General features: G+C 46.3%; 15 protein-coding genes, 3 pseudogenes and 1 riboswitch. Of the genes and pseudogenes, 6 read left to right on the top strand and 12 right to left on the bottom strand.

The genetic code is table 11. The annotated features are described in order from the left end of the window. Positions 1-71 precede the first annotated feature (71 nt). Positions 72-1,911: pseudogene (locus KT99_RS00485) on the bottom strand (protein-disulfide reductase DsbD family protein). 253 nt (positions 1,912-2,164) lie between these two features. Here KT99_RS00485 and KT99_RS00480 point away from each other — a divergent pair. Beyond that, positions 2,165-3,706: pseudogene (locus KT99_RS00480) on the top strand (glutamate synthase-related protein). A gap of 138 nt (positions 3,707-3,844) precedes the next feature. Here the strand turns inward: KT99_RS00480 and metE are convergent. Beyond that, positions 3,845-6,133: a 5-methyltetrahydropteroyltriglutamate--homocysteine S-methyltransferase gene (gene metE / locus KT99_RS00475; RefSeq protein ID WP_198401983.1), complete on the bottom strand. Its 2,289-nt coding sequence runs from the start codon at positions 6,131-6,133 to the stop codon at positions 3,845-3,847. A 231-nt stretch (positions 6,134-6,364) separates the two neighbouring features. Between metE and KT99_RS00470 the strand changes: the two genes are divergently transcribed. Continuing rightward, complete coding sequence (locus KT99_RS00470; RefSeq protein ID WP_005495827.1) at positions 6,365-7,270, top strand: LysR family transcriptional regulator; 906 nt, start codon at positions 6,365-6,367, stop codon at positions 7,268-7,270. A gap of 118 nt (positions 7,271-7,388) precedes the next feature. On the opposite strand, the gene KT99_RS00465 is transcribed toward KT99_RS00470, so the two are convergent. The 7 genes from KT99_RS00465 to KT99_RS00440 form a co-directional block, all read right to left on the bottom strand. Next, positions 7,389-8,117 (bottom strand): HDOD domain-containing protein, encoded by a 729-nt coding sequence (locus tag KT99_RS00465; protein WP_005495826.1) that lies wholly within the window; start codon positions 8,115-8,117, stop codon positions 7,389-7,391. 120 nt (positions 8,118-8,237) lie between these two features. After that, the gene (locus KT99_RS00460) at positions 8,238-8,807 is read right to left on the bottom strand and encodes a GDSL-type esterase/lipase family protein (RefSeq protein WP_005495825.1); all 570 of its coding nucleotides are present in this window, start codon (positions 8,805-8,807) and stop codon (positions 8,238-8,240) included. A gap of 241 nt (positions 8,808-9,048) precedes the next feature. After that, the gene (locus KT99_RS00455) at positions 9,049-11,058 is read right to left on the bottom strand and encodes a TonB-dependent receptor (RefSeq protein WP_005495823.1); all 2,010 of its coding nucleotides are present in this window, start codon (positions 11,056-11,058) and stop codon (positions 9,049-9,051) included. A 112-nt stretch (positions 11,059-11,170) separates the two neighbouring features. Further along, a riboswitch (cobalamin riboswitch) is annotated at positions 11,171-11,390 on the bottom strand. Between the two features lie 229 nt (positions 11,391-11,619). After that, entirely contained in the window at positions 11,620-12,561 is a 942-nt protein-coding gene (gene nrfD, locus KT99_RS00450) for a cytochrome c nitrite reductase subunit NrfD (RefSeq protein WP_005495820.1), read from the bottom strand. Then, positions 12,558-13,253, bottom strand: a complete 696-nt coding sequence (locus KT99_RS00445) for a 4Fe-4S dicluster domain-containing protein (RefSeq protein ID WP_005495818.1) — start codon at positions 13,251-13,253, stop codon at positions 12,558-12,560. Before KT99_RS00445 ends, nrfD begins: the two co-directional genes overlap by 4 nt. 14 nt (positions 13,254-13,267) lie before the next feature. Then, complete coding sequence (locus KT99_RS20290) at positions 13,268-13,738, bottom strand: cytochrome c3 family protein (protein ID WP_083804790.1); 471 nt, start codon at positions 13,736-13,738, stop codon at positions 13,268-13,270. A gap of 82 nt (positions 13,739-13,820) precedes the next feature. Beyond that, positions 13,821-14,324 carry a DUF2726 domain-containing protein gene (locus KT99_RS00440; RefSeq protein ID WP_005495817.1) on the bottom strand — a complete coding sequence of 168 codons (504 nt, stop codon included), beginning with the start codon at positions 14,322-14,324 and terminating at the stop codon, positions 13,821-13,823. Positions 14,325-14,698: 374 nt separating this feature from the next. Between KT99_RS00440 and KT99_RS00435 the strand changes: the two genes are divergently transcribed. Next, positions 14,699-15,679, top strand: a complete 981-nt coding sequence (locus KT99_RS00435) for a LysR family transcriptional regulator (protein ID WP_005495815.1) — start codon at positions 14,699-14,701, stop codon at positions 15,677-15,679. A 39-nt stretch (positions 15,680-15,718) separates the two neighbouring features. Here the strand turns inward: KT99_RS00435 and KT99_RS00430 are convergent, their stop codons facing one another. Continuing rightward, positions 15,719-16,702, bottom strand: coding sequence for a LysR family transcriptional regulator (locus tag KT99_RS00430; protein ID WP_005495814.1), 984 nt, complete (start codon positions 16,700-16,702; stop codon positions 15,719-15,721). Positions 16,703-17,055: 353 nt separating this feature from the next. Between KT99_RS00430 and KT99_RS00425 the strand changes: the two genes are divergently transcribed. Next, positions 17,056-17,253, top strand: coding sequence for an energy transducer TonB (locus KT99_RS00425; RefSeq protein WP_005495812.1), 198 nt, complete (start codon positions 17,056-17,058; stop codon positions 17,251-17,253). 240 nt (positions 17,254-17,493) lie between these two features. Here KT99_RS00425 and KT99_RS00420 read toward each other — a convergent pair whose 3' ends face one another. After that, positions 17,494-17,673, bottom strand: coding sequence for a DUF805 domain-containing protein (locus tag KT99_RS00420; protein ID WP_232504214.1), 180 nt, complete (start codon positions 17,671-17,673; stop codon positions 17,494-17,496). A 317-nt stretch (positions 17,674-17,990) separates the two neighbouring features. Here KT99_RS00420 and azu point away from each other — a divergent pair, with 317 nt between their 5' ends. Beyond that, positions 17,991-18,404 (top strand): azurin, encoded by a 414-nt coding sequence (azu, locus tag KT99_RS00415; protein ID WP_420038525.1) that lies wholly within the window; start codon positions 17,991-17,993, stop codon positions 18,402-18,404. A 61-nt stretch (positions 18,405-18,465) separates the two neighbouring features. Here the strand turns inward: azu and KT99_RS00410 are convergent. Further along, positions 18,466-18,696: pseudogene (locus KT99_RS00410) on the bottom strand (amidohydrolase family protein); the annotation flags it as partial. A 109-nt stretch (positions 18,697-18,805) separates the two neighbouring features. Between KT99_RS00410 and KT99_RS00405 the strand changes: the two are divergent. Next, positions 18,806-20,557, top strand: coding sequence for a bifunctional aldolase/short-chain dehydrogenase (locus tag KT99_RS00405; protein WP_005495805.1), 1,752 nt, complete (start codon positions 18,806-18,808; stop codon positions 20,555-20,557). The last annotated feature ends 6 nt before the right edge of the window (positions 20,558-20,563 follow it).

The following is a 20,563-nucleotide window of genomic DNA, read 5'->3' as shown; positions in this document are numbered from 1 at the left end:
TCACCTTGAGCCATAAATGCGTTTGATTAACCTGTGTCTAATTTAGGTAAAACACACGAATACTCACAAGCTTATTGTTTAATTCTCTGCTCGGCCGCAGCCGTAGGTGCTATCGATGCACGCTCAATCGCTGCTAACACCCCTTGTGTAGATAAGATCACAGGTAACTGGATGCCATTGGGTGCCCCAGGGCCGTAAACCACATTAAATGGCACACCGAAACGGTTATGCCGCTGCAAATAGTTAGTGATGTACTCGGATGGCTTAGTCCAATCTCCTTTCATGGTCAGAAGATTGTCTTGCTTGAGCTGGCTATAGACAGGATCTTGCAATATCACCCCCACCTTATTGGCCTTACAGCTGATACACCAGTCGGCAGTCACATCGACAAAAATCGTCTTACCCTCGGCCACTTGCTCGGCTATCACCTCTTCGTTTAATGGAGTCCACACCAGATCTGTGGGCAAGGGTTTCGCCCATTGCGCTGATGTCATAAAGGCGCCTATGGCGGCAAAGATAAGCGTGATACTAAACGTCGCCACGACTGCGGCGGAGCCAATCGTTTTTGCCATAAATATGAAGAAGGTCACCAACAAGACAGCTGCTGTGACAAACAGATAGCCAGTAGGTAGGAAATTGCTCAATAAGCTGATGAGCCACAAGCTAGTGATCAGCAGTAATACCGAGAAGATGACCTTAACCACACTCATCCAGCGACCGGGTTTAGGGAAGTAGTTAGCGATCTGAGGGAACGCCGCCACCAACAACCAAGGTAGTGCCATGCCCAAAGCCAAAGCTGTGAAGATCACCAACAGGCTGATGGTATCTGCGCCAAGGGCAAAGGCTACCGCAGTCCCCAGCCTATGGCCTGTCCGGTAAACTTGAGCATCAGGATAAAGCCCGCCAGTAACCAGAAAGAGACCAAGATCCCCAGCGCCGAGGCGATAAATTGCTGACGAATTTGATTACGTTCAAGATCCGGCGCCGCGATCACTGAGCTTAACTTCATGCCCAATACGGGTAACACACAGGGCATCACATTGAGTATCAAGCCACCAATCAAGGCAATAAGCATCATTTTAAGCAGAGATGAGCCCTGGGCGATGATTTGGGTTGGTTTCACCTCAGATGAGTATTCCAACGCACGCTGGGAATCGACCACAGTGACACGCAAACTTTTACCCAGTAATTCAGGCTCACCCAGCCAGCTGCTAGCATCGAAGATAGCGACGATTTTCTCGACTTCACCGACATCACTTGCTTCTCTCTTGTTGACACTCACTAGCTTGAAGACCGTATCCGGCTCGCCATCTATGATCAGCTTAGGCTGACGCCAGTGAGTGCTGTCGAGCACCACTTCCAGCTGTGACTTGCCACTGTCCCAACCTAGCTTGATTGCGGAGTCGGCGTCTTGTGCTGTCACCTTCAATGGCACACTAGAAACCGCCCTGTTATAGGCGAACATGGCATCGGTGTCGGCCTTAAGAGTACCAGGCTCGATATCCAAGTTGATCTCATAATCCGTGAGCACACAAATGGTGGTACACGAAGACAAGGTGAACTTGCCATGCAGTCGAGTATCTGCTTCAATATCATCTAAGATCAGCAGCAAGGGAAAAGTGACTTCCCCTTGATAACCAAAAGTCTGCATGCCTAACAAGGAAAACTGCTGCGGTGCCGGCCATGACCAATCCACGTCCTGTAGATTCGTGGACTTGTCCCACTTAATACTAGGGGCACCCCCCCCTCTCCCGGGCTACGCCAATAGGTCTTCCAGTCCCCATCAAGCTTAACTTCCAGTACCGCAGGCATAGCCTTAGTGACTGGATCTAGCTCCCTGGTCAACATCAAGCGTACCTTCACCGGCGGATGATGGGGGTTAGTGAGCCAGCCAGTCGAGGCGGCAAAAATAGTTCATAAAAAATATTTTTATTTTCTCAATCGATTTTCATTCTCACTAAATGAATAAAAAACAAGCTATTGCATAACACATGGTCATATTTTAGGTTATGTTTATAAGGATATTGATTAAACACAGTACATTTACTATCCCCGCGATTACAGGTGACTATTTCTATAAAAGTAAGTGAAATCACAATAAGAGCCGTGATAGTCACTTAAGCCTAATTCATCTAATAAAGTTGAAAATAGCCAAGGAGAAGGTATGAGCAAGCCAGATTCTACTGATGCAAAGCCGATTATTGCAGACAATAAACCTAAGAAAGTCGAACTCACCAAGGGTCAGGAGTATTACTTCTGTGCCTGCGGCCAATCTAAGCAGCAACCCTTCTGCGATGGCTCACATGCAGGCACTTCATTTAAGCCTAAGGCCTTCACCGCAGAACAAGATGGCGATGCATATCTTTGCGTCTGCAAGCACACGGCTAATGCCCCCTTTTGTGACGGCACTCATAAGCAGTTCACCGTCAAACAGGTAGGCAAAGAGGGACCCGGTCTCAAATCCGACGCCATGCCACACTAGAGGAACCTACGGTGGAGTTTATCCACCAACTCTCCCGAGATGGTCTGTCAAAACTTGGCCATCATGGCCCCATTACCTCCATGGGGGTTCCCCGTCATCTACTGCCTCACTGGGATGATATCCAGATAATGACGGCTCAGATGGCGACTAAGCCATTACAGGAAGACCAGGCAGTATCGACTGAACTGATCATAGGGCCCGAAGCCCGTAAGCCGCTTAAGCTCAAGATCCCACTGTTTGTATCAGACATGAGTTTTGGTGCGCTTTCCGAAGAAGCTAAAACAGCCCTGGCTATAGGTGCGGAGCTCGTAGGCACAGGAATATGCTCTGGCGAAGGTGGCATGCTCCCCGAGGAACAGGCACAAAACTCCCGCTACTTCTATGAACTCGCCAGCGCCAAGTTTGGCTATAGTGAAGAGCTACTACATTCTATTCAAGCCTTTCACTTCAAAGGCGGACAAGGGGCAAAGACAGGCACAGGAGGTCACCTACCGGGAATAAAAAATCGGGGGAAGATTTCACAAGTAAGAGGCATTCCCGAAGGTCAGCCAGCCATATCACCACCCACCTTTAAGGAACTCAATAATTCATGCGACTTTAAGCGCTTCGCCGAGCGCGTACGTGAGATCAGTGGCGGCGTACCCATAGGGTTTAAACTCAGTGCCAACCATATCGAACGTGACATCCAGTTTGCCCTGAACGCCACCGCCGATTACATCATATTAGATGGCGGCGGCGGAGCTGGTGCGGCTCCGGAGATGTTCCGCGACCATATCAGCGTACCCACTATCCCAGCCTTAGCGCGCACGTCGATATTTAGATGAAAAAGGTGCCAGTGGCAAAGTCACCTTAATCATCACCGGCGGAATACGTGTCCCCATGGATTTCGTCAAAGCCATGGCCTTAGGCGCAGACGGCGTCGCCATCTCTAATAGCGCCATGCAGGCTATAGGTTGTGTGGCCGCACGCATGTGTCACACCAACAACTGCCCTTCAGGCATAGCCACACAGAACCCGGAACTGAGGAAGAAACTCAATATCGATAAGGCATCGATGCAGCTCGCCAACTTTTTCAATGCATCGGTAGAGCTAATGCAGGTCATGGCCCGCGCCTGCGGCCACCATAGTTTGAGTGATTTTAACCAAGAAGACTTAGCCACCTGGCACAGAGAGATGGCACATCTTTCGGGAATACATTACGCGGGATTGACGCCATTAGATTAAAGAATTGACGGACTTCGTCCTATTCGACGCTGGCTACGAGTTCCTAGGATCTAGAACCTAGGAACTCGTTACTTCTCAGCCTTAGCTTGACCTTATCGCTTACAGCTTTCTCTGCCCTGTATTGAACTTATGGCTTATTTAACCCAACCTTCTTCTCAACAACTTAGTCGCTTGAACTAAGTTCTTAAGGGCTGGCTCTACTTCATCCCATGTACGGGTTTTCAGGCCACAATCCGGGTTTACCCAAAGCTGACGTACGGCAATCTTGTCGGCCGCTTTCTCGATAAGCTCAACCATCTCATCCACCGTTGGCGTGTTTGGAGTGTGAATATCGTAGACGCCTGGACCTATCTCATTGGGGTATTCGAAATCTTCGAAGGCCGTGAGTAACTCCATGCGAGAACGCGAGGTCTCGATAGTGATCACATCGGCGTCCATGGCCGCTATCGCTGCGATGGTTTCATTGAACTCGCTATAACACATGTGAGTGTGGATCTGCGTCTCGTCGGTGACACCTGCGGCACTCAGCTTAAATGAATCAACCGCCCACTTAAGGTAAGCTTGCCAATCACTCTTCTTCAAAGGTAAGCCTTCACGGAAGGCTGGCTCATCTATCTGAATGATGCCTATGCCCGCATTTTGCAGGTCGACGACTTCATCACGAATGGCCAGACCGATTTGAGTCGCTATCGCTTCACGGCTGATGTCTTCACGGGCAAATGACCAATGCAAAATAGTAACCGGCCCCGTTAGCATGCCTTTCACAGGCTTGTCTGTCAGAGACTGAGCGTACTGCGCCCACTCGACTGTCATAGCCTTAGGACGTGAGACATCACCATAGATAAGTGGCGGCTTAACACAGCGTGAGCCATAGCTCTGCACCCAACCAAACTTAGTGAAGGCGAAACCTTGTAACTGCTCGCCGAAATACTCGACCATGTCGTTACGCTCGGCCTCACCGTGAACCAATACATCGATACCTAACTTAAGCTGACGCTCAATCGTATCTCTGGTCACCTGGCGTAGTTGGTCATTATAAAACTCTTGGGTTATCTCACCTTTACGCCAGCGACTACGCAGGCCACGAATAGCAGGAGTCTGTGGGAACGAGCCTATGGTTGTCGTAGGTAACAGGGGTAAATTAAACTTCTGCTGCTGTATAGATTGACGGTTAGCAAACACGCTATCACGCTCATAATCATCAGTTTTAAGCGCGGCGACTCTGTCGATAACTTGCTGATCAGCGGCTTCTTCACGTGCCTCTCGGCGCGCCACACACCTTGCCACTATGGTGTCTATTGCAACTTTAGCGGCACTGTCCGCGGGAGCGCTAAGTAGCGCATGCAGTTGTGTCAGCTCAGAGAGCTTCTGTTTTGCAAATGAGACTTGTTGCTTCAGCGCCGGAGCTAACTCGGTCTCAACATCGAGATCCACCGGACTATGAAGCAGTGAACAAGAAGGAGAGATCCACACTCGTCCCTTAAGGTCGTTCACCACAGGGGCGATGCGCTCGGCAATCAGGTCAATATCTGCTGCCCATACGTTACGACCGTTAATCACACCTAAAGAGAGCACCTGCTCAGGCTGTAGGTTTGCCGCAAATTCAGCAAGCTGCTCGGGAGCCGTGACTAAGTCCAGATGCAGACCAGCAACAGGCAAGGCTGAAACCAATGCTTGATGGTGAGCTATGGTGCCATAGTAGCTCGCCAATAATACCTTGACCTCAGATGACTTCAGTTCCTCATAAGCAGAAGAAATAGCGGCTTGCCAATCGGCATCAAGTTCAAGGGCTAGAATAGGCTCTTCGAGTTGTACCCAGTCTACGCCTTGCTCACTGAAACGAGCCAAGATGTCTGCATAGGTGTTAATGAGCTTAGGCAGTAGTGAAAGTTTATCGAAATCACTGCCAACAGCCTTAGATAAAAACAGGTAAGAAACCGGGCCTAGCAGTACTGGTTTGGCGGCATAGCCCAGTGATTTGGCTTCTTCAACTTCTTCAAAAAACTGCTCATACGCGACACTGAACTCTTGGTCTACAGTCAGCTCAGGCACTATATAGTGATAGTTAGTATTGAAATATTTAGTCATTTCGCCAGCGGGGGCATCTTTACCCGATGGTGCACGGCCTCGTGCGACTCGAAACAAGGTATCGAGATCAACATGAGCATCATCTTGGTTTCTGTGACGCTCAGGAATGGCATTCAATGTCGCACTCAGCGTCAGCACCTGATCATAGAAGGCGAAATCGCCAACGGGCAACAAAGAAACTCCGGCCTGTGCCTGCCACTCCCAATGAGTACGACGTAACTCCTTAGCCACTTGTTTTAGCTCAGCCTGACTGGTCTCACCACGCCAATATTTCTCTTGAGCAAACTTCAACTCACGTTGACGACCAATTCTTGGAAACCCTAGGTTAGCTATCTGTATCTCTTTCGAAGTTTGCATATTGTATACCTTTTGCTTTAATATGAGCAGAATTCAGAGTAAACGCGCCAGAGTCTTATCAGTGACTCCTGATGATGTAACATCTTTCGATGTAAAAACACATTTGGGCGTCTGGACGTCTAGAAGTTTATTGTGATAGTCTACCTTCTGACAAACGAATTGATTTCAAGCGCAACATGAGCAAAATTCATGTTGAGATAAAGTAGGGACAATATGATTGAGCTTAGACACTTACGAACACTAGTAGCCTTAAAAGAAACGGGAAGTCTCGCTGGTGCAGCCAAAAAACGCTTCGTCACTCAATCAGCACTTTCTCATCAGATAAAAGAGTTAGAGACCCGGATTAACTCATCAATTTTTATCAGAAAGAGTAAGCCCCTCTCTTTTACGCAAGAGGGCGCTAGGCTACTCAATCTGGCCGAAGAGATCTTACCTAAGGTCATCGAAACCGAATATGACCTCAAGCAAGGGCTCAATGACGAACTTAATCAGCTTGCGGTAGGCATCGAATGCCATAGCTGCTTTCGATGGTTGATGCCAGTGATGGAGCAGTTTAGGACGGCATATCCAAATGTGAATTTGGACCTTTCCAGCCGACACCTATTTGATTCACTCAATGCACTGGAGATTGGCGAACTCGATGTGGTACTCACATCCGATCCTGTTCCGGGACAATCCATTGCCTATCAGCATCTGTTCGATTTTGAAGTTCAGCTGGTTGTCGCCAAGGATCACCCTCTGGCCAAGTTGGAATATGTGACGCCTAAGCAACTCGAGAAACTTGCCATCATCAGCTATCCTGTGCCACTGCAACGTCTGGATCTGTACCGTCATTTTCTGGAGCCCGCAGGAGTGGAAGCTGGTGAGCAGATCAGCTGCGATCTCACCATGATGCTACTGCAAAGGATCGCCTGCAAAGATGGTGTGTCAGCCCTGCCAACTTGGTCAATCAGCGAGTCTTATGGCTTGAACTTAACCGCAATCAAACTAGGGCCAGAGGGATTGAAACGCCCATTGTTTGGGGCATATCGCAAAGATAGCGCTAGCGCACGAGTGGCGCAGCAGTGGTTAAAGTTAGTCGCCAAAGAAGGACTAGCGCAACAACATAAGTTGAATTAAAAACGAGTGGTAAGTGGTAAGTAAAATCTAACTTCAGAAACTAAAAAAGCTAGACTCTAAAATTAGACTCTAGCTTTTCTTTTACTTACAGCTTTAAGCTTACAACTTAGAATTTCTTCTATAACGGCTTAATCAGCTGATTTCTCATCGAAAGCACGCGTCTGAGCACTAGGCCTGGCGAATTTGCATTGCGAGTCTGACGCAGGTTATGGGCGACCATAAACTCATCTTTAAGCTCTTCATCTAAGCCCAAAGATTCAAACGCTTCTATGGTCAAGGCCTGCTTCTGGTTATCGATAAGCGACTTGATGATACTCAGAGGAAACGACTCTTGCGACTCGGCATTTAAGAAGGCAAATGCCGTCAAGGCAATAATCTCACCGAATACACTAAACAAGGCTAAGGTCTGCACTTCATCCGGGCTGATATCAACCCCTTCCATATGATGCAAACTATCGACGGCATCGGCAGCGATACTTTCGGTCAATGACCAATAGCCATGCACTAATTTCTTATATGGCTGAGGCAATTCATCGAGACGCTCTTTCAGATAGAAGGTAAAGGCATAACGATATATGTTCACCTGCCCTAATCGAATTAGGGCATCTTTCAACGAGCGGTTCTTAGTGGTAACACCTGCACCGCTAATCGCCGCATTGCTGCGCCAAAGCATATGAGCTGCTAAAGCGGGATCTGAAGAGACAATATCGATGACATTGCGGATATCACCATCGGCGATGATCGCCTTCTTTAATGGGATCAATATTCCGCGGCGACCAATCACCTGCTCTTCATTACTAATAATTGCGCGTACTTGAGTGAACACCTTATGCTCAAGATCTGTCATGGGAAGTTTTAACCTACATTTATTATTTTGGCACAACACCAATTGTTATCAGGGGAATTTACCCATAAAAAGGCCACTTGGGTCAAGTTGATTTCGTCTAAATGAATACTTTAACTGTAATTATCTGCCAAAGGTCAGATAACCTGCATCATTAAGGTGAATCGTATCAGATTTCATCGACCGGGTGTTGAGCAAGTCCGTTAACACCTCTTCTAGCAGCATAACATCATACGTCTCAGCTAACTCTGAATAGAGCGTCGCCGATGACAAAAAAATGCTCTTCTGAGGCACGGCAATCAAGACTATCGGAATCGACTTAGCCTGAGCCAACTCGATCATCTGCGCCAGATTAGCTTTGGTCTTGGCTATATCATGGTTCCGCAAAAAGTCATTGCCACCTTCGAGTAAAATGAGTAACTCAGGTGTTCCTTGATCCAGTAAGCCTTTTAACCTAAGTAGACCCTGAGTGGTGGTTTCTCCGGATACTCCGGCATTGATCACCCTGAGGCCAGTTAATTCAGCCAAAACCGCTGGATAATCACCGCCTTCACTCGCCCCCTTACCATAAGTAAGACTATCACCAAAGGCCATGATTTCGGCACGCGCCGAAAGTTGTTCAAGTTTAGGGCCAGAACAAGCCGACAGCAGAAATAAACCTATCGAGAGCAATATGGCTAATGCTGATTTCATCCCCTCTCCTAATTCAGGTCATACGTTCTGAGCGGTAAGTTTTAAGTTTTAAGTTAAAGATAGAGCAAAGAAAGTCGCGAGTAACGAGCAGCGAAAAAACCGAAGTTCGTATCTCATAACCCGCACCTCAAATTTAACACATAAAAAAGCCAGACCTAAGGTCTGGCTTGAAGAAAAACCTAAGGCGCTCGAACCTAAGCTTTCTATCCTAAGTCCTCGTCCCTAAGTTCTAGTTCCTTCTTTAAAACCTATAACTTCCGGTTAGACGTAGTGCTCGGCCAGTACCAACGTAATAACCGTTGCCCCAGCTGCTGTAGTAACCTGAGCTGACATACTCTTCATCGAACAAGTTATCGACACGGAAGCTGGCAAGCCAGGCATCCTTGGTGTAGTTAATCGCCAAGTTAGTCAACCAGTATGCATCTAGCTTAGGATCCACATTGCCGTTATCACCTTCGATGAAACGTTCACCGGTATAAACAACTTCGGTAAACACCTGCCAATTTTGATTGGCATCGATACTGAAGTAGCCGCGGCCAGTGTGCTCGGCAACCCAAGAGAGTTGCTTACCTTCATTTACGCCTGCGGTAAATTCAGCATCGATATAGTTATACTCGGCGCCCAGTTGTACCTTATCGGTCAGCTGCCAGTCCCAATCGGCACTCACACCGTAACGACGTGACGCATCGGCGTTGACGTTGGCACCAGGAAAACCGCCACCAATAGGGGTCTCAGCACTCGAGTCAAATACAATCTCATCTTCAAGATCTAAGCGATAAGCACTCAAACGTAATGTGTGTGACTTAGGTGTCCAGTCCCAACCGGCTTCATATGAACGGCCCGTCTGCGGGTTAAGACCGACCACGCCAGGAGAGGTATAAGCTTGCTCATCGACTTTAGCGAAACGGAAGTTATCATCAACGCGAACATAAAGTCTATGTGTCGCTGTTGGACGATAATTCAAGCCTAGCTCGAAGGCATGGGCATCTTGATCTAGCTCTATTCCTTCTGGATACACAGAGCCATCAACAAGATCATCCTTCGCTTCGGAGTAACGACCACCCACCACATAACTTAGGCTTTGAGTTAACGGTACACTCGCCTGAACATAGGCACTAGCCACCTTCTGCACATTGCTTCTTTGTGTAAAAGCTAAATCGAACTCAGACTCACCACGGCTCAAATCGATACCGGTGACAATACTCAAGTCGCCCTTTTCCGTGGCAATATTCGCAACGGCTTTAGGCGTAAATTCAAGAAATGAGCGCTTGTTGGTGCCTGGTTTTCCCCAGCTGATACTGTTAACTTTACTGTCGGTATAATTGATATCGGCGCCCAGAGACCAGGCATCATTTAACTGGTGTTGGTAACCACTGCGAATAGCCGTGGTCATCTCATGTTGATAATCATCAGAGTTAGACGGGTTAGCTTGTGTTGGATCTTCCTTAATTTGATCTTCATTCAGTGAACCCGCCATTTCACGATCGTTATCGTAGTAACTGGTCTCGATGAAGAAGTTATCTGAATCTGTTTGATACTGCAGGCGAGCTAAAACTGATGATGTCTTATTGGCATTATGGTCGCGGTAATTATCACCTTGGTTATAACTTGCCGCCGCATAGTAGCGCCAGGTATCGTTAATCGCACCAGACACATCGGCCTTGCCTTCATAAGTGTTGAAACTGCCGCCAGACAACTGAATACTTCCACCTGTGCCCGTAGGAGCCTTTGTGATGATGTTAATCACACCACCGACAGCCTGATCGCCATAAAGTACACCTGCGCTGCCAGATAAGATCTCCACGCGCTCGATTTGATTGAGTGGGATCGCATTGATGCTAGGCGCCGCAATATCGATATTATTAAGACGGCGACCATCGACCAAGATCAGTGTATTGTTCGCAGCTTGGCTAGCTGAGAAGCCACGCATCGAAAAAACTGCGCCTGAGTTTGAATCTGAAATTTGAATGCCACTCTGGCCACGTAACACTTGGGTTAGCGTGGTCGCGCCGCTCATCTCTATCTGAGCTGAATCGATAATGTTCACGTTTGCCGCGATATTCAGAGGGGTGTTTACGCTGCGGCCAATCACAGTGATCACTTCATCGACACTATTTACCTGGCTTTCACCAGTATTAGCGACTTCAGTCGCCATAGTGTTCGATGAGACAACTGACAGAGTAAGTACACTGCTGACTAGAATGGCTATTTTTGAAAGTTTGTTTGACTCATTAAATGAGAAAGTACCCATTTTACCTTTAACTCCTAAAAGGAAAACGGGGCAAAAATGTCACGACATCATTAGGCAGTTCAGCTTTATGCTGTTGACCGAAAGCCGCATCTTGAGATCTGCCCGCCGAAATCTCAAAATCATCTAATGGGCCGGTCTCCGGACTTAGGTTATTAGGTAAGATCAACAGACCTTTTCCCGAGCAAGTAGAGATTTTTATCAACAAGGGTCTATTCGACTTGTAATAGACCTGTGCATCTCACTTTCACCTTCACCGTTGCGGGGGCAGTGCCAGATTTTCACAGGCTTCCCGATTATCCTTTCACTCTCTCACCCAAGGCGTTTGCACAAAAAATAGCATCGCCCCAAGAAGACAGATCAGGCACCACAAAAGATTGACAGCATAAATCTTGTTATTGATTTGCTTAAAAACGTCTCCAGATTAACAACTGGATCACGATTGGCCGCATTATAGACGTCTATACGTATAAATGTCTAATGTTTGGCAAGATAAACTCCCCTGAAAAAATTAATCCACCGCTCCCACAAAGATGAAACGATTTGCCAACGGATTTCGAACGATTAAGTCGCCGTCATCTGTCCGGTGTAGAGAATAAAATTACGCAGCAATAACACTCCCACTAAACTAAAGCAGGCCGTCACGGCGACATAGGCAAATTTTCTATCGGCAGAGACCTTCATCCATAAATTAAACGCCAGTGGCAGGGTCAAACCTAAGCCAACCACTCCGGCCCAGAATATCCAGCCCCAGAAACCTTCACCCAGCGCATTAAACGCCGCGACCTGGCTTTGCCCACCCGATAAGATAAGGCCGGCGAAGAAGGTAAAGAGTACCGCCATCTCAATTAATATCATGGGGATCTCGATCCCGTGGATAAAACGCACCTCTACCCCATTCGGATCACCCTTGAGCAATACACCAACCAGCAAGGTAGCTGCAGCGCCGGAGGAGAGACCCGAGATAAGGAACAAGACAGGCAACACAGGGTTATTGAGCAGAGGGAATCCGATTAAGGCCGACAGCAAGAATCCGGTATAAGCGCCTAATGATAGCGATAATATGACGAGTATCCCAGTGATCACATCTTCCCATTGCTGTAATTTAATCAAGCCCTTTTTGAGTAGACCCCAGCGCCCGTCACACCACTGAATAACAGGCGCACTGAACACGGCGCCTATCCAGGCAAACAACATCACCTGATAGGCCATCAATATCAGCACGCCCATAGACATCACCGAAGTCGAGTTATAAAACACCAAGATCTTCCAAAAATCCCAAGGCTTGGTAAGGTCGAGAACTAAAATACCTAGCCCGGCACAAACCGTAACGGGTGCTATCAGGGCGGCGGCTTGAATAAATCGAGACTGATAGGCTTTTTTACCTAACTTAAAATGTTTCAACAAGATGCCGAAAAATACCGCCCCAGCCGACAAACCAGCCAGAAAAAGATAGATAGCGATAGGCCAATGCCAGACTAACCCTTCGAAATGAAATGCACTCATAACACTATCTCCCTATTAATAGTCGATACATGGAACAACTTAGGCCGGGTACCTAAATCCATTTTAGCTCGATACGTTGGTTTCGTTTTTAACGTCTTGACTAACTCAGAGTCCGGGTCTCTTATATTGCCAAATACCAGGGCATGAGTCGGACATGCCTCGACACAAGCCGGTTGCTTACCCTGTTTCAGCCGAGTCTCTTTACAGAAATCACACTTATCGGCCGCTTTAGTCACAGGGTTAATGAATCTTACCTGATAGGGACAAGCCGCAATGCAATACTGGCAACCGACACACATATCAGCATTAACACCGACAATCCCAGTCTCTGAGTCTATGTAGGCGGCTCCCGTGGGACACACAGTCACGCAGGGTGCGTTTTCACAATGCTGGCAAGACAGACGACTGAAACGGTAACTCTGATCCGGGTACTCGCCAAATGGACCTGTGCGTTTGATCACGACCCTAGATACTCCCACAGGCACATCATTCACCTCTCGACAGGCTTGCTCACAAGCATTACAGCCGATGCAGAGATTTTCATCATGTACCATGGCATACTTGATTGTTTGAGTTTGGTCGACTCCAAGCTCCGCCTCAGTTTGTGCAAGCTCTTTCGCCACCGTGTAAATTGAGATCCCCGCGAGCAAGGTGCCGCAACTGGTAAGAAAATGTCTTTTTGAAATATCCATAATTGATACTCCCATTATTTATCGAGGTGACACCCGCGGCAGAGTTGGCTACGCTCTTTCGCCGAAATCCTGATGATTGGATCGTATTCCACATGCAACTGGTGGCAACTGGCACAATTGACCCTGTCGGCATGGACATTGTGAGTCCAATCAGCCATGGCTAAGGTTTCATGATCATGACACTCGAGACAGGCTCCCGATTGTTCAGTCACCGAAGTCGTGCTATCGCTCGAAAAGCGTCGTATGTTCGACCCCTTCTTAGGATGTTTGCCTCTCTGCCCATGGCAATACTGACATTGAATTGCAAGTGCGCTATTGCCATGCAGCCCCAACATGGCGCCGTTACGTTTATGGCATTTCATGCAAGAATTTTGATTTATAGCCAAAGACTCAGTTGACTGTGCATGAACGGGACTACTCGCTCCCACCATGACTAAGCAGATGAATGATGGCAACAGCAGCCAAAAACGGGATAATCTGCACATGACTCGTCCTTACATCGATAGATGAATGCTAAAATCTCGGTGGAATGTGGCACCAAACGGGGTTGTTCGGCACCACTATAGGCTAGGCAGCAAGCGCGTTTCTGATGAGCGCTTCATCACAGTGTTTATCTTTATCTAACTTGATCAATTGTATTCCTGTGTATGCCAGACACTTCTCGATAAACTCGACTTGATCGCTGGTGCTATCTTCAGGATTGGTCATCACTAACTTGACTGATGATGACTCATTATCCACCACCACATAGTCGAGATGACAATGCTCCATATATTCCTGCACCTCTTCATGATTCTTAACTGCTTGATCAATATCAACCACATTCACTAGAGAGGCATCATAGAGCACATCGTAACGGCCTTTGGCTATGGTTTTTAATGTCTTCAAAAATTGCATGGACTGCATATCGAGCAGGTGTGGCTTAACGCTGACTTCCGTAGCAGCCTTTTGAACGTCGCTTGTTTGGAAAAACTTAATGCAAGTCATCACAAACGTCACGATAACGAATGGAACGATAACAAACAGGACAAAATACATAAATGTATAACTGAGTATGACGGTGGCATTCATGATAAACCTCCAGAAAATCTATTTATATTTAGTTTGCAATTAAGTATTGCTCTCAAATAAAAACATATGCAATTACTTTAATTTCTTAATAACAAAAATAAAACCATGATCATATTATCAAGTAAAGATATTATCTATTGCAGATTATCAGCAGTTAAATATTAAAATTCCACATATTGCATATCTAACACAGGAAAAATAAATAGTAATTAATACAGCGATATAAGCTAACACACAAGTGTGATGATAGAGCGTGAAAATCATTATTTTATTTTAATAATTTTGTTGTCACTTATTTAATAAAGGGTATATATTAATTATTAAATTAATATATTGTCAGTTTTGCAAGTGTGTTTCGTAGTGGGGGGTTAAGAATGCGAAATCTAAAACTTGATACTTTAGATCTACTCAGCATTAATATTCTGGTTAATTTATATGAACATCATTCGGCCACATTAGTGGCTAAAAAGATGAATATTTCTGCACCTAAAATAAGTCGTTGCCTACAGCATTCCAGAGTTATTTTTAATAACCCACTTTTTATCCGCAAAAAACACGGCTTCATTCCCAACGAATTTGCCAAGCAACTCTACCCTATCGCTAAAGAGATAGTGCAATGCTCTGAGCACCTGTACCAAATTCATGTCGACGATAGCGGTTCTGCAGAATCACCTATCACCATTCATGTCAGCGATCTTATCGTTGATCAATTTCCGCAACTATTGAAGAATGCCATCAAGGAGAGTCACTTAGCTCTTAAGTTCACTATCAGCCCCAATTCGGACAAGCTAATCACAGATATTAGTGAGCATCGAATCGATATCGGATTAATCAGCGAGTCTAACCATGAATATCTAAAACAGATCGATAACCTTGTCGATGTCGTTGCACTAAAACGGCTATCTCACCTCTATCTGGTGTGCGATCTACACCATCCGCTGTTAAAACAGGAGATCACCTTAGAGTCCATCGCTCAATATCCTTATGTGAGCATTTTAGGCAAACCCGAACAAGCTACATCGGATCCATTTTTACTTTACTGCAGCCAACATCAGCTTGCATATCAGCTAAAGAATGGGGATCTGATTAATCATAATTTCAATATTGAGGCACTCAAGCAACATATAACCGATACCGATGCCGTCGCACTGCTGCCCTATAGCAAGATCTATGATCAGAGTCATCAAATGCCTAACTTACATGTTTGTCGATTATCAGAGGTAGAAACCGAACGGCTCTACCGGTCAATTAACAGTCCAACCCTATATTTAGTCACTAAAAAAGGGCCATTATCGTCAAATATATCCTGGTTGGTTGACACCGTCGGCCATATCGTCAACCGCAGTATTCATTAACCATAGGATGAATAAACTCCATTTTTTTAAAATTGGAATTTATGCCAGATCCAGCGGACGGGGGACCTCCCCCTTTGAATTATCATAGTGGCGTTGAATTTCAATTAGCTTTTCCCTAAGTAGTCTCGCCATACATTGTGCCAACAAGGGGGTCACCGAGCGGTGACAGTGTAAGAAATAACTCTCGGGCTGCAGCTCTATCGAATCTCGCCATTGTGCCGATACATCGACAAAACCAACATCTTCTCGTCCTTCAAAATACTCATAGGACACGGCGGAGCACAGCACGCAGACATCGTCAGATTTACTGGCATGATCGATGACCATACGCAGGCTCGGGCTCTTAAGCGCAACACAAATCTTAATTCCCTGTTCATGGGCATACTCTTCGATTCGATGTGGATGATTATGGTGCCAATTGGAATTAACCAGACCAATTTTATAGTCAAAGATATCCGTCAGGGGAGCGGCCGAGGTAAGAATGGGATGGCCTACTCTGGCGACTAAGAAGAAATGGGTAATATCGCCGATATTCACATCATCAACCATCTCATGTCTGATGGGTTCGATGGAAATACTGCAATCAATTTTTCCCTGACACAGTTGCTCACTCACGGTATCGGACCAGGGCAACACATTAACATTGACCCCGCCCTCGACACAGCTGCATGAATTAGTCACGCAATTGAGCACCATCATAGACCACTGTTCATGGGCGGCCACCGTCAGCTGATAGGGTGCCACTATGGTATTACTTGTAGTCAAGATCATCTTGTCGTATTGCTCGAGAATGGATTGCGCCATGGGGTAGATACGAAGCGCAATGGAATTAGGTTCAAACCCATATTTTTGACGGATAAAAAGCTCATCATCTAAGACTTCACGTAAACAGTTCAGTGCCCTGCTCACCTTAGACTGGGTGGTGTGTAGCCTAGTGGCGACGGCAGAGCCATTTTTTAACTCGACTAAGCCAATCAACACCATCAAAGTGAAATAATCCAGGCGATTCACCTTCTTCAACATTAATCACTCTCCTGAGACAGACTCTTGTTACAAAAGTGTTACTGACAGCGCTGAGAAGAAATAATAAAACTCACTTAACCATCATTATCACCGACTTTAAGACAATAGCTAAGCCGTCTGATCATTGAACAATTCTAATGTGTATCATTTTTAAGCAAACAGGTTTGTGGAGCAGATCACACATTATAAACCCTTGCTTCATCAGTAGTCCCTAATAAGAAGTCTAACAAAATGAAAAAACAACATGGAAAGAGCACTTTAACCATAATAGCCATGACACTAGACTTAGGATTCGCAAGCTTGATACTCAATCAACAAGGGAGCATTAAGCCTCGTCGAAAGAATCGACCAAGGTGACTAAGAGCCAAGCACACAGTGTTCACCCACTGACACATGTTGAGCCAAAATACCCAGCAGCCGCAGTTAAAGCCAATCAAAATGGCTATGTTCAGCTTAAGTTTGATATCAACAAGTCTGGAATGGTGTCTAACATTAAAGTGATTAAGTCATCACCCACAGGCGTATTCGACAAATCAGCAGTAAAAGCCTAGAGCAGTGGGTTTATAAGAAATCTAAGCACGGGGCCACTCTACTTAGGCTGATAGGTAATATTTTGGAAAGGGGCCGCGCAGCTCTTTTTCTGTATCTGGAGAAAATCGACGAGAAAGGAGAAGTGTTAAATCGAAAGTTATAAGAGGTAAACAGCCTTGAGTGGTAAGTGGTAAGTGGTAAGTGGTAAGTGGTAAGGAAGGATAAGTATTTCATCCTCCCTCACGCAATTTACAAATCGATTAAGCTTCTACAGCCTTTGGATTCGCACCGTATTCATTTTCTCCTATGCTGTCCAGCACATAGAAAACCAACAAAACGATAGCACCAATAAGTGGTATTAAACCGATTAGCTGCCACCAGCCAGAACGCCCAGCATCATGTAAGCGACGTGCACAGATGGCAATCGTCGGTATAAACAAACCTAATGCCAGCACAGTTGAAAAAAATCATAGTACCTAACGTGACATCTATAACCACCGCAATGGCATAAAATAACTATACAAGTCATTAATATATATTGAAATTAGCCTTATTCAGATTAAGGAACATGGCTGATATGTCACTAAATGCCCATTATACAAAATCAATAACAATTCTCATTAACATTAATTTTCATTATGATAGCTTGGTATCAATACACTAAGAATCAAAAAAAGGATTTCAAATGAAAATCTCAATACATCGTCTTAAGACGATAAGCGCAGTGGGTTTACTCGGTTTCAGTGCACTATTCGGTATGTCGTCTAGTGCTATGGCCCATGCCAATGAATGTGAATTAATCATCAGCGCTAACGACGCTATGCAGTACGACACCAAAGAACTCAGTGTCCCAGCAAGCTGTAAAGAGGTCACACTGACACTGACTCATTCAGGTCAGCTACCAAAAGCTGCCATGGGCCACAACTGGGTGCTAACCAAGGCTGCAGACATGCAAGCGGTAGCCAACGACGGCATGGGCGCAGGCGTAGATAAAAACTATGTTAAAGACGGCGACACTCGTGTTATCGCTCATACCGATGTCGTTGGCGGCGGTAGCTCAAGCAGCATCACCTTCAGCACCGAAGGCATGAGTGCTTCTGAAGCCTACAAATTCTTCTGCTCATTCCCAGGCCACTGGGCAATCATGCAGGGCAGCTTTATTATTAAATAAGGCCCTAGATTATAGTTCCTAGGATCTAGATTATTGATTCTAGAACCTAGGAACTCGTCACTTATTTATTCTTATAAACCTTGCCGCCTTTCATCACAAAATCCACATCTAATAAGGCTTCAATCTCTTTTAGCGGGCGAGTATCTGTCGCGATAATATCGGCGTACTTACCCACTTCCAATGTGCCTAACTTGTCTGACATGCCAATCAAATCCGCGCCCTTGACCCTGGCTGATTTTAAAATATCGGCATTACTCATACCCGCCTGATGCATCAAAACGGCCTCACGGGACGTTAAAAACTTAGGGAAGTGTTAAACAATAAGTGCTAAGTTTTAAGTTAATTACCTAGCGTCTAGATTCTAGGTCCTAGAAACTTCCCTAAAAATGAAAGGAATTTCTATGCAAAGCTTGTGGCATGCCCAAACAGCCAGTCAATTCACTACACCTCTCGAATTGAGAGTCTATACATCACGTCTGTTAGGTCAGGAACCGGCGCTGGTGCTGCACGGTGGCGGCAATACCTCAGTAAAGACCCAAGTCGAAAACCTATTCGGTGAGCGTGAAGACATACTCTTTGTAAAAGGCAGCGGCTGGGATTTAGAGACCATAGAAGCGGCAGGTTTCGCTCCGGTAAAGATGGACGTGTTATTGAAGATGGCCAAGCTTGCCGAACTGACCGACAGCGACATGGTCAAGTATCAGCGCGCCGCCTTGATAGATCCCAATGCGCCCAATCCCTCGGTTGAAGCGATACTGCACGCCATTATCCCTTTCGCCTTTGTGGATCATACCCATACCGACGCAATAGTGACCCTGACTAACACTTCAAGCGGTGAAGCCTTTATAGAGCAGTTGTATGGCAAGCGGGTCTTGGTGATCCCTTATGTGATGCCCGGCTTTGCGCTGGCTAAGCGGGTCTATGAGATGACCCAATATATCGACTGGCAGTCGATAGAAGGCTTGGTGCTGATGAACCACGGCCTGTTTACCTTTAGCGACGATGCCAAGACCGCTTACGAGAACACCATTAAACTGGTGAGCGAAGCCGAAAATTTTATTGAAGCAAATCTGTGCATCAACGCCGAAGAGCGGGAAGAAGCGGATGAGAAGAGCCTTGAGTACCCTAATGAGAACACAGATATTGATCTGGTTGAACTCGCTAAGATACGCAAGCTGGTGTCGGCGCAAAAAGGCGCTGCGCATCTGGCTCTGTTAAATAGCGGTATGTCCTCATGTCATATTGCCTCACACCCTGAGCTTAAAAGTATCGCCAGTCGCGGTCCGCTTACGCCGGACCATGTCATTCGCACTAAACGTATTCCCGCTATTTTACTTGATGATTTCGAAGCCGACCTCAACGATTATGCCCAAGACTATATTGAATATTTTGACCGCTATCAGCGCGGTCAAACCATGCTTAACTACGCACCTAACTATGCTATTTGGCAGGGTAGAGCCGCCATCTCTTTCGGCAAGACAGTCAATCAGGCCTTGATCATCGAAGACATCACCAGTCATACCTTCGAGGCGATATTAACTGCCGAAGCCCTTGGTGGTTATCAGGCTCTGAGCCCGGCAGATATCTTCGCAGTGGAATACTGGGAGCTTGAGCAGGCCAAGCTGAACAAAGGCCCGAGCTCAAACGACAAACCCTTGTTAGGCAAGGTCGCCATGGTCACCTCCGCCGCAACACAGGTAGGTCAAGCCGTGGTGGCTCATATGGAAGCGCTTGGCGCTAACCTTGTAGAGCTTGGCGAACACCTTGAATTTGATACCTTAGATAAGTGCCAGGAAGCGGCCGAAACAGCCATCATAGATTATGGTGGCTTAGACATAGTTATCTGCCTTGGGGATGACCCATCTAACCTGATGTTACTCAAAGCCTGTGAAGCCTTTTTAGAGCATGGCATAAACCCTAGGGTATTGTGCGTCAACCAAGGTTCCTTACCTGTCATGAGCAATAACATCATCAAGGTACTACAGCTCAACTGCTCCGCAAGCCCAACATTAGCCTCACTGAATGGCTCAAAAACATTAGTGCAAAAAACCAATGGCGAGCAGCTGCAAGCCGGCGTATTCAACCTGCTCAGCGCGATAACCATGATGTTGTCGAATGAATATGTGCCCCACGAAGAGGGGGTGACGGTTTAACCCTTG

Source organism: Shewanella benthica KT99 (genome assembly GCF_000172075.1).
Taxonomy (GTDB): Bacteria; Pseudomonadota; Gammaproteobacteria; order Enterobacterales; family Shewanellaceae; genus Shewanella; species Shewanella benthica_A.
This window is presented reverse-complemented; position numbering and strand designations above follow the sequence as displayed.

What these genes read in the sequence shown, in the direction of transcription:
- KT99_RS00470 (WP_005495827.1), top strand. Translation starts at nt 6,365, where the DNA reads ATGATTGAGCTTAGACACTTACGAACACTAGTAGCCTTAAAAGAAACG.
- KT99_RS00465 (WP_005495826.1), bottom strand. Translation starts at nt 8,117, where the DNA reads ATGACAGATCTTGAGCATAAGGTGTTCACTCAAGTACGCGCAATTATT.
- KT99_RS00460 (WP_005495825.1), bottom strand. Translation starts at nt 8,807, where the DNA reads ATGAAATCAGCATTAGCCATATTGCTCTCGATAGGTTTATTTCTGCTG.
- KT99_RS00455 (WP_005495823.1), bottom strand. Translation starts at nt 11,058, where the DNA reads ATGGGTACTTTCTCATTTAATGAGTCAAACAAACTTTCAAAAATAGCC.
- nrfD (WP_005495820.1), bottom strand. Translation starts at nt 12,561, where the DNA reads ATGAGTGCATTTCATTTCGAAGGGTTAGTCTGGCATTGGCCTATCGCT.
- KT99_RS00445 (WP_005495818.1), bottom strand. Translation starts at nt 13,253, where the DNA reads ATGGATATTTCAAAAAGACATTTTCTTACCAGTTGCGGCACCTTGCTC.
- KT99_RS20290 (WP_083804790.1), bottom strand. Translation starts at nt 13,738, where the DNA reads ATGTGCAGATTATCCCGTTTTTGGCTGCTGTTGCCATCATTCATCTGC.
- KT99_RS00440 (WP_005495817.1), bottom strand. Translation starts at nt 14,324, where the DNA reads ATGAATGCCACCGTCATACTCAGTTATACATTTATGTATTTTGTCCTG.
- KT99_RS00435 (WP_005495815.1), top strand. Translation starts at nt 14,699, where the DNA reads ATGCGAAATCTAAAACTTGATACTTTAGATCTACTCAGCATTAATATT.
- KT99_RS00430 (WP_005495814.1), bottom strand. Translation starts at nt 16,702, where the DNA reads ATGTTGAAGAAGGTGAATCGCCTGGATTATTTCACTTTGATGGTGTTG.
- azu (WP_420038525.1), top strand. Translation starts at nt 17,991, where the DNA reads ATGTCGTCTAGTGCTATGGCCCATGCCAATGAATGTGAATTAATCATC.
- KT99_RS00405 (WP_005495805.1), top strand. Translation starts at nt 18,806, where the DNA reads ATGCAAAGCTTGTGGCATGCCCAAACAGCCAGTCAATTCACTACACCT.